This window comes from Burkholderia sp. 22PA0106 (assembly GCF_047497155.1).
Classification (GTDB): Bacteria; Pseudomonadota; Gammaproteobacteria; order Burkholderiales; family Burkholderiaceae; genus Burkholderia.
The window spans coordinates 1,888,777-1,903,994 of the sequence record NZ_CP163162.1 but is presented as its reverse complement, the minus strand read 5'-3'; the positions used below and the strand labels follow the sequence as shown (position 1 = coordinate 1,903,994).

Here is a 15,218-nt window from a genome sequence, read left to right as displayed (position 1 = left end):
TGAACTGCCTTGGCATTTCACTCGCATCGCCCGGCGCGGCTTCGGCCGCGGGCCGGGCGATGTGCCGTTCGGCACCCGGCGATCAGTCGCCGGCGGTCCATTCGACGTTGGCGCCGACCGAACGCAGGTTCTCGACGAAGCGCGGATGCGCGCGGCGGATCGGCTGCGCGTTGAGGATTTCGGAGCGGCCCTCGATGCTCGCGGCCACCATCAGCAGCGCGATCGCGACGCGGATGATGTACGGGCTTTCGACGCGTGCCGGTGTCAGCGGCAGGCCGCCGAACGTGATCAGGCGGTGCGGGTCCGACTGGAACACGTGCGCGCCGAACTTCGACAACTCGCCCGTCCAGCCCATCGCGCCGTCGTACACCTTGTTCCAGAACATCACGCTGCCTTCGGACTTCACGCCGAGCGCGATGAAGATCGGTAGCAGATCGACCGGCAGATACGGCCACGGTGCGGCCTCGATCTTGGTCAGGATGTTCTGCGTGAACGGCTTCTTGACGCGCATCACGCCGTCGCGCTGGGCGCGCGACCAGCCGTTTGCGTGCGTGACCTGCACGCCGAGCTTGGCGAACGTGCGGTCGATCAGCGGGAACATTTCGGGGCCGCTGTTGCGCACGGCGATGTCGCCGCCCGTGATTGCGCCGAGCGCGAGGAACGTGGCGATTTCGTGGAAATCCTCGGCGAAGCGGTGTTCGCCGCCGCCGAGCTTGCCGCCGCCCTGCACGCGCACGTGCGAGGTGCCGATGCCTTCGATCGGCACGCCGAGCAATTCGAGGAAGTGGCAGAACTCCTGCACATGCGGCTCGGACGCGGCATTGACCAGCGTCGAGACGCCGGCCGCGGCGGTGGCGCACAGCACGAAGTTTTCGGTGGTGGTGACCGACGCGTAATCGAGCCAGTGATCGTTGGCCGTCAGCGGGCCGGACGCGCGCACGATCAGCGAATCGGTGGTGCGCTCGATGGTGGCGCCGAAGCGCTCGAACACCTCGACGTGCGGATCGATCTCGCGCACGCCGAGCGTGCAGCCCTTCACGTCGCTCTCGAGCCGCGCCACGCCGAAGCGCGCGAGCAGCGGCGGCACCAGCATGATCGACGAACGCATTTCCTCGGGCAGGCGGTGCACGGCCGGATCGAATGTCGTGTCGCGGTGATGCAGGTCGAGCACGCCACTGGCGAAATCCATTGACACGTCGCTGCCGAGCGTGCGGAAGATGTCGAGGATCTTGCGCACGTCGGTGATGTCGGGAACGCCGACGAGCCGCAGCGGCTGATCGGTCAGCAGGGTCGAGCAGAGAATCGGGAGGACGGCGTTTTTATTGGCGGACGGCGTGATTTCCCCGCGTAGCGGAGTGCCGCCGTGAACGATCAGATTCGACATATTTCGGCGCGATTGGAATGAAAGATGGCGCAAGGCTCGTATCATGCCACCGTTTCGTCATGCGGCGCGAGCAACCGGCGGCGGCGGGAGGGAATGTGGGACGGAGCGGGGCCGATTCTGCGCGGTGACATCCAATTCGCACCCCAATAAAACAAAAACCTCGCCGAAGCGAGGTTGAAGCGAGGCCGGGCGCCGATCAGGCTTTGCGTGGATCTGTCGACGCGGCGCCCGGCCCGAACGCCGTGCCTGTTACAGGCAGGCGTTCAGGTCGGCAGCGGCCGGGCTGGCGGCATCGCCCACCGAGCGGAAGCCCACCCAGGTGGCCGAGCCGGCCGAGCGAGCCGGGCGCACCAGGGCGGCGGCGCCGTTGGGCGGCTGTTGGCCCGGGACGTAGACATCCATGGCCTGGCCGTTGGCGAGCACGTTCTGCGAGACCACCGTTTGTTGGGACTTGTCGGCCCAGGCCTTCGCGATGCAGGCGGAAACCTGCTGGGCGGGTTTCTGGCTTTGACCGACGTTCTGGATCGTCCACTGGGGTTGCTGTTGCGCGAAAGCGGAAGCGGCGACGGTCAGTGCGATAAGCGGCAGCAGTTTCTTCACGTTATCTCCTTGTTCGGTCGTTGGTACGAACCGCGCGCTTGTGTACAGCAGCGCGCCGGTAGTGACTACGAAAGTGTCAGATCACATGTTCGCCGATCCGTTCCGGGAAGTGCGCAACAGTTTGTTAAGTTGCATGCCGAAACGTGACGAGACGTATCCAGGTGTTTCCGAGATAGAGAGCCGTGATCGCAGATCTGGCGAGGCGGATGGGGAGGAGAGGCGGTCAACAGCAGGGTCAAGGCGAAATCCGCCGTCAGCCTACGCCCTGGCTCTTCGACCAATGACGTAGTGTGCTTGCTGAGCGGTGGCCCCGTCGCATTTGCATGCATGATCGCAAAAAATGCGGCACACGACTGTCAAGCACATATAAATACATCGCGACAATCGTGACATCTTCAAACGGGGCCGGGCACGCATTTGCGTGGCGTGTCCGGGTGCCGAAAACCTCTGTTCAGCGCGCGCGTGCCAGCCAACGCGCCGGGCGGGCCGGCCGCATGGCGTGAAAGCGTTCGCGCTTGTGTTCCTCGTCGAAATGGCGCAAGGCCGGCTTGACCAGGTCGCTGCGCGACACGATGCCGGCAAGCTGCCGCGTGTGCGGGTCCGTCAGCACCGGCAGCCGCTCCAGTTCGTGTACCGCCAACCGCGTGGCGACGAGCCGGCACGTTTCGTCGGCCAGCGCGTACGCGCCGCGCGAGGCACCGCGCAACGCGTCGCCGAGCGTCGCGTCGGGGCCGGCGGCGGTGTGGATTCGCTCCAGCGTCGCGCGGTCGAGCATCGTCACGAACGCGCCGTCGCGCAGCACCGGATAGGCGCGATGGCGCTGATCGGCGGCGAAGCCGGCCTGGCGCGCCGCGGCGATCGTCATGGCGGCGTCGAGCGTGATCGCCTCACGTGTCATGACGTCGGCGACGTGATGGCGTTCGAGCGGATCGACGCCGTATTCGCGATAGATGTGATAGCCGCGCCGCGCGATTTTCTCGGTCATGATCGAGCGCCGCATCACCACGGCCGAGAAGCCGTGCGCCACCAGCGTGGCGGCCAGCAGCGGCAGCAGCGCGTTGGCGTCGTGCGTGAGGCCGAACGCGAACACCACGGCCGTCAGCGGCGCACCGAGCGTGGCGCCGAGCGTGGCCGCCATGCACACCAGCGGCCACAGCGCCGGATCGTTGCCGGGCAGCACCGCGCCGATCACCGTGCCGAGCCCCGCGCCGAGCATCAGCAGCGGCGCGAGCACGCCGCCCGAGGTGCCGGAGCCGAGCGCGATGACCCAGATCAGCGCCTTCACGGCCAGGATCGCCAGCACCACCTGCAAGGCCAGATGGCCGTGCAGCAAGTCGCCGATCACGTCGTAACCCACGCCGAACGCGCGCGGTTCGAGCCAGCCGCCGATGCCCACCGCGACGCCGCCGAGCGCGGGCCACCACATCCAGTGCAGCGGCAGCTTGCCGAACGCATCCTCGGTGCGATAGAGCGCAGTCGACAGCCCGCTGGCCAACGCGCCCGACAGCAGCCCCGCGAGCAGGCAGATGCCGAGCGCCGAGGTGGAGGGGGCCGCGGTGGTCAGCGGGAACAAGGGCTCGGCGCCGAAGCACAGGGCACGCGCGAAGCCGGCCACCGCGCAGGCCAGCGCGACCGGCAGGAAACTGCGCGGCCGCCATTCGAACAGCAGCAATTCCACGGCGAGCAGCACGGCGGCCACCGGCGTGCCGAACACGGCCGTCATGCCGGCCGCGGCGCCGGCCACCAGCAGCGTCTTGCGCTCGGCCGCCGTCACCTTGAAGCATTGCGCGATCAGCGAACCGAGTGCGCCGCCCGTCATGATGATCGGCCCTTCCGCGCCGAACGGCCCGCCGCTGCCGATCACGATGCCCGACGAGAGCGGCTTGAGCACCGCCACCTTCGGCGACATCCGGCTCTTGCCGAACAGGATCGCTTCTATCGCCTCCGGAATGCCGTGACCGCGAATCTTCTCCGAGCCGTAGCGCGCGATCATGCCGACGATCAGCCCGCCGATCACCGGCACCCCGATCACCCACGCGCCGAGCGCATGGCCGGCAGGCGAGCGGTCGGCGAACGACCAGTGGCCGAAGAAGAACAGGTTCGTGAACAGGTGGATCAGGTTCAGCAGCACGACCGCGGCGAGCGTGCTGGTCACGCCGATCACGGCGGCGAGCATGGCGATGCGGGGCAGGCGGACATTGGGCGCGAAATCGCGCTGGTGCGGGGCGGCGTGCATGGCGGGCAACGGGACGATAAGGGAATCAGTAGTCGATTTGCGGTACCTGGAAGGCGCCGCGCAGGGATTTCAGTTCGGCGCGATGCAGCGCGGCGAGGCGTGTCAGCACGCTTTCGCCGGCTTCGAGCAGATGCACTTCCACCTGGCGCCGGTCGCTTGCGCTGGTGCGGCGCTGCACGAGGCCAAGCGCCTCGCAACGCGACACCAGCGCGACCACGCCGTGATGCTGGGCTTGCAGCCGTTCGGCCTGCTCGCCGATCGTGGCCCATTCGCGGGCCGGGAAGCCCTTGATATGCAACAACAACAGGTATTGGAGCGGCGTCACGCCTTCGCTCTGGGCGGCGCGCTCGGAGAAGCGTTCGAAGCGCCGCATGTGATAACGGAAGTCGGACAGTTGCTCGAAATCGCGCTTTTGCAGCAAGGGGTTCGTGTCGCTCATCGGGATTCCTGATGGCCCGTCTCGGGCGGAATCGCCGAATATATCATGACATGATATAAATGGGCGTATTTCGGCGTTCGGGGGCAGGGCAGGACACATCGGGTTCTCTCTGCGTTGTCGGTCAGGCGGCCTTCAGCACCTGCGTGCGCCGGTACAAACCGGCAATCAGATCGGCTTGCATGACCAGCCCGACCGGGCGCGCGGCGGCATCCACCACCACGATCACCGGCTCGCCGGCTTCGGCGAACAGCGGCACGAGATCGGTGATCGGTTCGGTCGACAGGATGGTGGGAGTGTCGGCGTTCAGCAGGCCGGCAATCGCCGGACCGCGTTTCGTGTCGATGGCGGCGGGATCGGCCGCGCCGCTGACGGTGAGCGCGTCGCGCGTGACGATGCCGAGCAGGCGTTGCGCGGCATCGACCACCGGCAGTGCATTGGCACCGAGCCGGTCCAGCGCGGCCAGTGCGTCGGTGGCGCGCGTGTCGGCGCTCAGGCGGGCTTCGGGGTGTGCGGCGATGTCCGCGCAGCAGAGCGCGCCGAAGGTGCGGGCGTAGGCGTGCAGCTCGGTTTCGCGCAGCAACGCGTCGAGATCGTCCGTCGACACGTCGAGCCATTCGGTTCGGCGCTTCAGCACCGCTTCGAGATCCTCGCGCGAGAAGCCGCGCGCCGGCGCCTGTTGAACCTCGCGTGGGGCGGCGGCGCGGTGCGGGTAGCGGTGGCCGGTCAGCGCGTGATAAACGATCGCGGCCAGCAGCAACGCGGCCGATTGCACGGCGATCGGCTCCAGCACGAAACCGAAACCGAGCGCATGCACGGCCGGCCCGCCGACCACGGCGGTCAGAGCCACCGCGCCCGACGGCGGATGCACGCAGCGCAACGCCAGCATCGCACCGACGGCCAGCGCGATCGCCAGTGCGGCGGCACCGATCGGGTCCGGAATCCAGCGCGCGCAGGCCACGCCGACGGTGGCCGCCACCAGGTTGCCGCCCAGCAGCGACCACGGCTGCGCGAGCGGGCTGGCCGGCACCGCGAACAGCAGCACCGCCGACGCGCCCATTGGCGCCACCAGCAACGGCATCGCCTCGGGGATGCCGGGCAGCATGCGCATCGTGAGTCCCACGCAGGCGATCCCGACCAGCGCGCCGACGCACGAACGCAGCCGCTCGCGCGCACTCAGCGCGACGGGCGCCGGCGCGAAACCGAGCAGCCAGGCGCGCAGGCGCGAAGCGGTCGACACGGGGGAGTGCGAGGTAGCGGATGACATGGCAAAACCGTTGGGCGGCAATCGGGTGAGCGCGAATTGTATCTCAATATGATATTTATCATGGTGCATCGGCGCTAAAGCGGTGCGTCTTTGCTCCGTTTTGATACGAAAACGTTCAGCTTCGGTGCGGTTGGCGCAAAGTCTCGAGACAGAAGGCGAGGCGCGCAGCTAGACGAGCTGCATGAAGTCGTGATGAATCCGGCACGCCATGTATTGCGAGCAGGCGTACAATTCGCGCCAATCTGGTTGCTTCACATTCAATTCCATAACATGCCGCTCGCGATACCGTCCTCCTGCCCGCTGCCAAGGCCGAGGTCGGGTTGTCTTCTCCGAGCGGGCCGCACGGCCTGCGCCGTCGCGATTTTGCGCCACCCACCGTCTCCCTGAATCCCCATGGACATGCTCGAAAACATGCGACTGTTCGTGCGCGTCGTCGAGGCCGGCAGCTTCACTGCCGTTGCCAAGGAAATCGCCGCCACCACAGCGCAGGTATCACGTGCCGTCTCGAATCTCGAGGCCCACGTTCAAACGCGCCTGCTGCACCGCACGACGCGCCATCTCGGCATGACCGAGAGCGGCCAGCGCTACTTCGAACGGGCGAAGTCGATCCTCGCCGAAATCGATCATGCGAACGCCGAGGCGCGCAACGCGCTGCTCAAACCGAGCGGCCGGATGCGGATTCATGCGATGACGGGGCTGGGGCAAAGCCATGTGGTACCCGCCGTGGTGCGTTACCAGGAAGACAACCCCGAGGTGTCGGTCGACCTGACGCTCGCGCAGCGCATGCCGAACCTGGTCGAAGAGGGCTATGACGTTTCGATCGTGACGGCGGCGCAGTTGCCCGATTCGGGTTACGTCGCGCAGACCTGCGGCGAGAGCTGCAGCGTGCTGGTTGCGTCGCGCGATTATCTGGCGAGCCACGGCACGCCGAAGACGCCCGACGACCTGCGCAAGCATGTCTGCCTGCGGCTCGACACGCCTTCGGCGCCGGGCGGCGAATGGCGCCTCGAAGGCTGCGACGGCGAGGAGTTGCGCTACGAATTGCCGGCGTCGCCGTTCCAGGTGAACGTGCCCGACGCGCTGGCCGTGGCGCTGCGCTCCGGGCGCGGCATCGGCTCGATCGCGCTCTATACGGCGATAGAAGACCTGCGCTCGGGGCGGCTGGTGCGTGTGCTGCCGAACTATCGGCTGCACACGATCCATGTGTTTGCCGTGTATGCGTCACGCCGCTATCTCGACGCGAAGACGCGCACCTTCCTCGATCACCTGCGCACGACGCTCACGCCGGCGCTGGCCAACGATCTCGTCGAACTCGAACGGCTTGCGAGCCCGGTGGCGGCAGGCGCGTGAACGTCCGAGCGTGGATTTCGCCGCGCGCGCGTTGCCCCGAGGCACCGCGCGTTCAGTGCGTGATCGACAGGAACAGGTAGGCCGCGAATATCGAAAGGTGCACCACGCCCTGCAGCACCGTGGTGCGCCCGGTGCTGAGCGTGAGCGTGCTGACCAGCAGCGTTAACGAAAGCAAGGCGGTTTCCATCGGGCCGACGCCGAGCGTGAGCGGCTGGCCGGTCCACACGAATACCGCGGCCACGGTCGGGATGGTCAGGCCGATGCTGGCCAGCGCGGAGCCGAGCGCGAGATTGAGGCTGGTCTGCAAGCGGTTGGCACGCGCCGCGCCCACCGCGGCCAGTCCTTCGGGCAGCAGCACCAGCGCCGCGATCACGATGCCCACCGCGGCCTCCGGCGCGCCCAACTGCGCCACGCCGCGCTCGACGGCCGGCGACAGCAGCTTCGCCAGCAGTACCACCGCCACCAGCGCGACGAACAGAAAGATCATGCTGATCAGCGCCACGTTACGGCTCGGCGGCACCGCGTGCACGGATTCGTCGGCGCTGTCGGCCACCAGGAAGTAATCGCGGTGGCGCACCGTCTGCACGAACACGAACACGCCGTACAGCACGAGCGACGACACGCCCGCGAACGCCAGTTGCGAGGTGGAGAATTGCGGGCCGGGCGCGGCGCTCAGATAATTCGGCATGACCAGCGACAGCACCGCCAGCGAGGCCAGCACGGCCAGCGCCTTGCTCGCGCCGCGCCCCTGGAAATCCTGTTCGCCGTGCTTCCAGCCGCCCACCAGCAGGCACAGCCCGACGATCCCGTTGCAGACGATCATCACCGCCGCGAACACCGTGTCGCGCGCGAGGCCGGCTTTCTCCGGGCCGGACGACAGCATCACCGAGACGATCAGCGCGACCTCGATGACCGTGACGGCGATGGCGAGCACCAGCGTGCCGAACGGCTCGCCGACGCGATGCGCGATGACCTCGGCATGATGGACCGCCGCGAACACGGCGCCGGCCAGCGCGGCCGCAACGAAGACGAGCGTGAATCCGCCGTCGACCGAGATCACGCGCGACAGCCCCAGCACGACCCAGGCGGCGAGCGGCGCCCAGAGGGTCCAGCGGGGCAAGGCGTTCGAGGAGTGCGGCATCGGGAATCCTGTGGTCAGGGTGAGGGCGAGGACGATTCTAGCAGGCGGGTCGCCGCGATCGGGCCCTGCGATCGGCATAGCCCGATCGGCTAGCTTGACGATGTCCGGGAGCGATGGCGGAATGTTTCGTTCAACGGGGCAATTCAGGCGCGAAGCGCTGCACTACAATGGCGCCGGCTCCGATTCCGAACCACGTTCACCCTTCTTCACGCGATGATCATCGACCGCCTGATTTCTGAAATCCTGTTCGGCTTCACCGGCCTGATGGGCATCATCAATCCCTTCGGCATCGCCTTCCTGTTCCTCGAACGCACCGATTCGCTCAACGAGCGGCAGCGCGCCGTGCTGGCGCGCAAGGTGGCCATCAACGCGTTCATCGTGCTGCTGGTGGCGTTCTTCCTCGGTACGCCGGTGCTGCATTTCTTCGGAATTTCGATGGAAGCGCTGCGGATCGGCGGCGGCTTCGCGGTGGCCGTGTCGGGCTGGCAGATGCTGAACGCGCCCGACGTGCCGAGCACCGACGCCATCAAGCCGATCGATCCGCGCAACGTGATGGCGCGCGCGTTCTTTCCGTTGACGATCCCGCTGACGGTCGGCCCCGGCTCGATCGCCACGGCCATTGCGCTGAACGCGAACCGCACCCACAAGCTGTCGGAATTCCTGCTGTCGAGCATCGTTTCGGTGGCCGTGTCGGCGCTGGTGGCGCTGGTGATCTGGCAGACCTACAGCCGTGCCGAAGTGCTGGCGCGTTACCTCGGCGTCGAGGGCACCAAGGTTGCGCAGCGCGTGTCGGCGTTTCTGTTGTTGTGCGTGGGCGTGCAGATCATGCTGACCGGCTTCTCGGCGTTCCTGCAACCGCTGGCCGATCAGATGAAATGAGTCAGCCGCCGTGCATCGCACGCAGCGGATAGGTGAACAGCGCGAAATGGATCACATCGAAGCTCGCGTGCGCGAGCCAGGCCGCGCGCAGGCCGCCGAACCGGTAGGCAAGGCCATAGCCGATGCCGGCCAGTGTCGCCAGGCCCGCCAGCACGATGCCGCCCGAGGCGTGAGCGGCACCGAATAACAGTGCCGCGATCGCCACCGCCATCCACTGGCCGCCACCCACCCGGGCGAGCCCGATTCCCAGCCCGCGCTGGATCCAGCCCCGGAACAACGCTTCCTCGGCTAGCGCGACGATCAGCAGATTGTTGAGCAGCCACAGCCAGCCGAAGGTGGGCCATTTTGGCGCGAAGCTTACCGCGCCGGCGGCGAAGGCGATCGGCAGGCTGATCAGCAGCACGCCTGCGGCGGCCGCTGCGCCGATCAGCGCGGCCTTGACCCAGCGCGCCGGCCGGACGGCCGAGGGCAGCACCCACAGCAGCCAGAGGCCGATCAGCGCCTTGTCTGCATTCAGATACATCGTGAACGGCACGGCGTCGGGCGTGATTGGTACGCCGTGCAGCACGCGCAGGTTATGAAAACCCGGCGCCAGATGCAGCAGCAACGCGCCCCCGAGCAGGGTGAACAGGATGCCGGCCGCGATCCGCAGCGGCCACGCACGGCCCGGCGCGATGGCGTAGGCGGCGATGCCGAGGCCGGCCAGCGACGCGAAGGCCGGCGGCGTAAGCAGACCGAGCACGAACGCCGAGCCATAACCGAGCAAACCGAGGATCAGGCTCGCGAACCTGAGCCGGGGGCACCACGCCAGCAGCGCGGCAGCGAAGATTGCCGCCCAGGGCAGCAGCATCGTCGTCGGGAAATCGGACATTTCTGAAAGGAGAAGTCGCGCGGGCTCACATCATAGTGCGTGAGCGGCGTTTTCTGCCGCGAACCGCGCAGGCCGGCGGCGGGTGCTTCGCGGTGTCGTCGCCGCGCGCAGCCTGACAGGCTGGGCGCGGCTGTCCCGACGGAAGGCCGGGACGCGGGGCGCTCAGGCGGTGGCCTGGGGTTTCGCGCCGATCGTGAATTCGAACGTGGCCACGCCATCCACGCCGCCCGACACGCGGTCGCCCGGCTGAAGCGCGCCCACGCCGGCCGGCGTGCCGGTGAAGATCAGGTCGCCGGGCTGCAGTTCGATCGCCTGCGATACATAGGCAATGATGTCGGCGATCGGCCAGATCAGGTCGGAAAGATCGCCTTGCTGGCGCGTTTCACCGTTCACCGCCAGCCAGATGCGGCCGGTTTGCGGGTGACCGATGTCGGCAGCGGCATGCAGCGGCGAGACCGGGCCGGACGCATCGAAACCCTTCGCCCAATCCCATGGCCGGCCGAGCTTCTTGGCTTCGGCCTGCAGGTCGCGGCGCGTCAGGTCGACGCCCACGCCGTAGCCCCAGATATGGCCGAGCGCCTCCGCCGCGGCGATATGGCTGCCGCCCTTGCCGACCGCGATCACCAGTTCGATTTCGTGATGCAGGTCCGAGGTCAGCGTCGGATAGGGCACCGTGCCTTCGGCCGGGATGACGGCGTCGGCGGGCTTGGCGAAGAAGAACGGCGGCTCGCGGGTCGGATCGGCCCCCATTTCGCGGGCGTGCTCGGCATAGTTGCGACCGACGCAAAACACGCGGCGCAGCGGGAAGCGGGCGGTGGAACCGGCGACGGCGACGCTGGCGGGCGTCGGGAGCGGGACGACGAAATCTGCGGAACGATCGGTCATGACGGAACTCGTTGGCTTGAAGGGTCGAGGGAAGCCGCGTGAATGCGGCATGGGGCAACGATAACAAGCCTGCCCGCACCGCGATGCGACGCAGTTGTCGACATTCTGGACAAAATTACGCTGCCCGGGCTTACGTTCGCCAATCGACCGTTCGGCCGATGCCGTTCAGTCCGGCTTCGGCGCGTCGACGGCTTCCGGCAAGGCAGTGGCGGCCTGCTGCGGTTTGCTCTCGCCGCCGTTGGCTTCCCGGTATTCCTTCGGCGACATGCCCACGCAGGCCCGGAATCGCCGCGAAAAGTAACCTTCGTCGCGGAATCCGACATCGTGAGCGATATCGGCGATGCGTCGCGTGGTGTGGGCGAGCAGCGATTGCGCGAGGGCGATCCGGCGTTCCGTCACGAGTTCGGTGAACGTGTTGCCGGTTTCCTTGCGCAGCAGGTGCGCGAGGTAGTTCGGCGACAGGAACGCGGCCTCGGCGGTGTTCGTCAGCGTCAGCTCGCCGCTCGTCAGGTTCGCCCGAATGTGGCGCATGACGCGCGCCAGCGCATCGCGGCGGCCGGCCTTTTGCGCGCCGTGGCTGTGCGCGAGCCGGTCGAGCGCGCCCGCATATTGCGTGCTGACCAGCCCGATCAACTGGAGCAGATGGCCGCGCAGCAGCGTGACCGAGCCGAACGTGCGTTCGCGGTTGGCGTCGAGCATGCGCTGGGCGATTCGGCGCGCATCGTCGAACGCATCGCCGGTCAGGATGTAGTCGAGCCGCTCCTGGAAGCGGAACGGCGCGAGCTCGGGCACGCGCTGTACCGGCACGTCGTCGAGATCGAGCGGATCGACGTCGAGATCGGTGCGCAGGAACGGCTGCGAGAAGTTGATGACGATGAAATGCGCGCCCGGCGGATGGGGAATCAGGTGTTCGCGAAACGGCAGGATGAACGCGAGCGCGCCGCGCGGAAATGGCCGCGTGACGCCGCCGATGCGCTGTTCGGTATCGCCGCCCAGGTTGAACTGGATCTGAAAGTACGCATGCCGGTGTGGCTCGGTGATCGCCTGTCGCGTGGTCTGGTCGCGGATATAGAAATCGAGGCGGTCGCTGCGCTCGGGCATGGCGTAGGTGCGCGGCTGCGGAGTGGCTGGCATGGCGGATGAAGCAGGGTCGTGCGGATCGAGCCAGGATGGTACAGCGGATGCGGTGTTCTGACCGAAATCATCGCGATTTTGTCGAAATAATGGCCGGAGGCGGTGGGGAGTCGGTTATATCGATGGTCTGGTTGGTAGTAGGCGGGGCCGACGTCGAGCCTGAACCGGTGAGCTCTCGGTTTGGGATCTTGCGTAACCGGCCCGATGGCTCATTGAGAGGTCGCGAAAGGTTGATTGGTAGCCGGCCTGGGTGTCATGGTTGCCAATCATTTTGCTTTCAATCAAGCCTGTCCCAATAAATTGGGAAGACTCTTATAGTCGCGATATTTGCTGATATCTATACTCTGGTTCCATATCCGAATGGATGTAGATGAATTTGTTATGTCTTATTGACTTGAGAATAATCTGATTTTAATTTTTCCTGAATCGATTGGTTTTCGGAGCGTACCGAACGGGTGCCGGTATATCGAAACTGATCTCCAGGGTTACGCGACTATTTTTTGTCACGTCGATTTTCCTACTGCATGCTTGTCGGGTGCCTTGTGCTCCTGTGTCATTCGTGACTCCGTATTAGCAGCCGATGCACAAAGCGCCATTCGTTATCATCGTTAATACGTTGTGTCGGTTTCGTTCCTCCCCCCTTGGTTGCGCATCTGATGCAGCGCTGCCGTTGTTTTTTTGGTTTGTTTGATGTGCCGCGGGTGTGTCGAATAAACGTGTTGTTTCGAGTGTCAAGTGTTTGACGATCGGGTCGCTCCATCCATATAGACGCATGCGATGCCATTTTTGGCATACGTTGTCGCGTCGACAAGACGGCACGACGCTGTCGAACGTGAATGCGGGTGTCGCCGATAAGGATGCGGTGAACGTGTCGCAGTTGAAGTCGTCGGGTTTGATCGGCGGCGACGGCAAGGCGCTTTCGGCGGTGACGTACGACGATGCGACGAAGGGCAAGGTGACGTTTGGCGGTGCAGCGGGTACGACGCTGTCGAACGTGAAGGCTGGTGCGTTGACGGAAAAGAGCACGGAAGCCGTAGTGGGCTCGCAGTTGTTCGCGACGAACAAGGATATCGGTGACCTGAAGGATTCGCTGAAGGACGGTGGCGTGATCGACCCGACAACGGGCAATTCGTTGGCTGTTGTCTACGACGACACGACGAAGGGCAAGGTGTCGCTGAAGGGCAGTGCGGGCACGACGTTGAAGAACGTGAACGCGGGTGTCGATGACAAGGATGCGGTGAACGTATCCCAGTTGAAGTCGTCGGGTTTGATCGGCGACGATGGCAAGGCGCTTTCGGTGGTGACGTACGACGACGCGACGAAGGGCAAGGTGTCGCTGAAGGGCAGTGCGGGCACGACGTTGACCAACGTCAAGGCAGGCGCGGTTTCGGTTTCGAGCACTGACGCAGTGAATGGCTCGCAACTGTCCGGGCTGGCGTCGAGTGTCGCGGATTCGCTTGGCGGTAGCGCCGGGGTCGGCGCGGATGGCAAGCTCACGGCGCCGATATACACAGTCGTTGGTAAAACGTACAACAACGTGGGCGATGCGATCGCAGCTGCCGCCGCTGCTGGAGAAAATGCGGTTCAGTACGACAACAAGAACAAGTCTGCCGTTACGCTGGGTGCCAAGCAAGCCACCAGCCCGGTTGCACTGAAGAATATTGCAGAGGGTGTTGCTGACACGGATGCCGTGAATGTCGGTCAGTTGAATGGCGTCAGGGACGAGATCAAGGATGGTCTCAAAGACGGTTCGCTGGACATGAAGTACATCAAGGTCAAGTCGGGAGGCAGTCAGGCCATAGCCTCGGGAGACGACTCAGTGGCAATCGGTAGTGGGGCCAACACACGTTCGGCCAATGCCGTTGCAATTGGCACGGGTTCACGCGCGAACGCCGAGAATTCGGTGGCGGTTGGATATGGCTCGGCGGCGTTGCAAGCCAATACGTTCGCGGTAGGCGCAGCCGGGAGAGAGCGCCGTATCGTCAATGTCGCAGATGGGACGGACGACACCGATGCCGTGAATGTGAGGCAACTTCATGACGCGATGAGTTCGGCCAGTCGGAAAATGCGAAGTCTTCCTCTGATGCTGCGCGCCTCGGCCACCAATCCGCTGGATGGCATCGTTGCCGTTGCTGGAGACAGTGCTTCCACGATGTCAAATGTTGCATTCGTCGCACCAGGTTCACCGGATGTTGCAGTGGCCATGGGGCTCGGTAGCACGAGCGATGGTAACAACACCATATCGGTGGGTATTGGTGCGGCTGCTTACGGCGACAACTCGGTTGCATTTGGTAATGGAGCGCAGACTCTGATCAAGAAGCATGATTCCATGGCCCTGGGCAACACCGTCGTGACCGGTGCCAACTATGCCGTGGCGATTGGTACGGACATCCACGCAGTGAATCTGCCTAATAAGCCGGGCGCAGCATTCCGTGTGACATGCGATGGTTTGTTGTCCAGTACCCGACAATGCGAATCGGCCGCACAGAAGTTTTGTGAAAATAAAGGCATCACGGTATTGCGGGCGATCGATGGCGTTGCGCACAACGAAGCAAAACTGGATCCTCGCGAACTGACCTTCACTTGCGGCGCACCAAAGCCGGCTCCGGTTGCTCGTCCGGCACCGCCCCCGCCGCCCCCGCCGCCGCCGCCCCCGCCGCCGGTTGTGAAGCGTGAGGTGTTGCTGCAGGGCGGTGCAAACTTCGCGCTCGACAGCGCCAAGCTGATGCCGAACGCGCGGGCACGCCTCAACAGTTTCGTCGTGGCCAACCGCAGGAACGCATTTAACCGCGTCACGGTGCTTGGTTATACCGATTCGACCGGCATGGCCGCCCACAATCTGAAATTGTCAGAGGCGCGCGCACAGGCTGTCGTGAGCTACTTGCGCACCGCCGGATTGAATGCGCAATTTTTCACTGCTCGAGGTCTTGGTGCCGCTGAACCGGTTGCATCGAACAATACGGCGGACGGGCGCGCGATGAATCGCCGCGTCGAAATTCAAATCGAACCAAAATAATAGGTCGAAGGCAGTTGTC

12 protein-coding genes are annotated in these 15,218 nt (G+C 65.3%); 3 read left to right on the top strand and 9 right to left on the bottom strand.

From position 1 onward, the window contains the following. Positions 1 to 82 precede the first annotated feature (82 nt). The 5 genes from AB4850_RS08125 to AB4850_RS08105 all read right to left on the bottom strand — a co-directional run bounded on the left by AB4850_RS08125 (position 83) and on the right by AB4850_RS08105 (position 5,923). Positions 83 to 1,384 (bottom strand): UDP-N-acetylglucosamine 1-carboxyvinyltransferase, encoded by a 1,302-nt coding sequence (locus AB4850_RS08125; RefSeq protein WP_414439309.1) that lies wholly within the window; start codon positions 1,382 to 1,384, stop codon positions 83 to 85. A 249-nt stretch (positions 1,385 to 1,633) separates the two neighbouring features. Continuing rightward, on the bottom strand, positions 1,634 to 1,984 hold the full coding sequence (locus AB4850_RS08120) for a hypothetical protein (protein ID WP_414439308.1): 351 nt from the start codon (positions 1,982 to 1,984) through the stop codon (positions 1,634 to 1,636). A 451-nt stretch (positions 1,985 to 2,435) separates the two neighbouring features. Further along, complete coding sequence (locus AB4850_RS08115) at positions 2,436 to 4,220, bottom strand: chloride channel protein (protein WP_414439307.1); 1,785 nt, start codon at positions 4,218 to 4,220, stop codon at positions 2,436 to 2,438. A gap of 25 nt (positions 4,221 to 4,245) precedes the next feature. Further along, entirely contained in the window at positions 4,246 to 4,659 is a 414-nt protein-coding gene (locus tag AB4850_RS08110) for a MarR family winged helix-turn-helix transcriptional regulator (protein WP_414439306.1), read from the bottom strand. 121 nt (positions 4,660 to 4,780) lie between these two features. After that, positions 4,781 to 5,923 carry an HPP family protein gene (locus tag AB4850_RS08105; RefSeq protein WP_414439305.1) on the bottom strand — a complete coding sequence of 381 codons (1,143 nt, stop codon included), beginning with the start codon at positions 5,921 to 5,923 and terminating at the stop codon, positions 4,781 to 4,783. A 393-nt stretch (positions 5,924 to 6,316) separates the two neighbouring features. Between AB4850_RS08105 and AB4850_RS08100 the strand changes: the two genes are divergently transcribed. Next, positions 6,317 to 7,273: a LysR family transcriptional regulator gene (locus tag AB4850_RS08100; protein ID WP_414439304.1), complete on the top strand. Its 957-nt coding sequence runs from the start codon at positions 6,317 to 6,319 to the stop codon at positions 7,271 to 7,273. Between the two features lie 52 nt (positions 7,274 to 7,325). Here AB4850_RS08100 and AB4850_RS08095 read toward each other — a convergent pair whose 3' ends face one another. Further along, positions 7,326 to 8,414, bottom strand: a complete 1,089-nt coding sequence (locus AB4850_RS08095) for a calcium:proton antiporter (protein WP_414439303.1) — start codon at positions 8,412 to 8,414, stop codon at positions 7,326 to 7,328. A gap of 213 nt (positions 8,415 to 8,627) precedes the next feature. Here AB4850_RS08095 and AB4850_RS08090 point away from each other — a divergent pair, with 213 nt between their 5' ends. Continuing rightward, on the top strand, positions 8,628 to 9,293 hold the full coding sequence (locus AB4850_RS08090; protein WP_414439302.1) for a MarC family protein: 666 nt from the start codon (positions 8,628 to 8,630) through the stop codon (positions 9,291 to 9,293). 1 nt (position 9,294) lies between these two features. Here AB4850_RS08090 and AB4850_RS08085 read toward each other — a convergent pair whose 3' ends face one another. From AB4850_RS08085 to AB4850_RS08075, 3 genes are all read right to left on the bottom strand, one after another. Further along, positions 9,295 to 10,164, bottom strand: a complete 870-nt coding sequence (locus AB4850_RS08085; protein WP_414439301.1) for a lysostaphin resistance A-like protein — start codon at positions 10,162 to 10,164, stop codon at positions 9,295 to 9,297. Between the two features lie 162 nt (positions 10,165 to 10,326). Continuing rightward, positions 10,327 to 11,049, bottom strand: coding sequence for a fumarylacetoacetate hydrolase family protein (locus tag AB4850_RS08080; RefSeq protein WP_414439300.1), 723 nt, complete (start codon positions 11,047 to 11,049; stop codon positions 10,327 to 10,329). Between the two features lie 165 nt (positions 11,050 to 11,214). Then, positions 11,215 to 12,183: a helix-turn-helix transcriptional regulator gene (locus AB4850_RS08075; RefSeq protein WP_414439299.1), complete on the bottom strand. Its 969-nt coding sequence runs from the start codon at positions 12,181 to 12,183 to the stop codon at positions 11,215 to 11,217. Between the two features lie 796 nt (positions 12,184 to 12,979). On the opposite strand from AB4850_RS08075, the gene AB4850_RS08070 reads away from it, so the two are divergent. Next, positions 12,980 to 15,199 (top strand): OmpA family protein, encoded by a 2,220-nt coding sequence (locus AB4850_RS08070; RefSeq protein ID WP_414439298.1) that lies wholly within the window; start codon positions 12,980 to 12,982, stop codon positions 15,197 to 15,199. Positions 15,200 to 15,218: the final 19 nt, after the last annotated feature.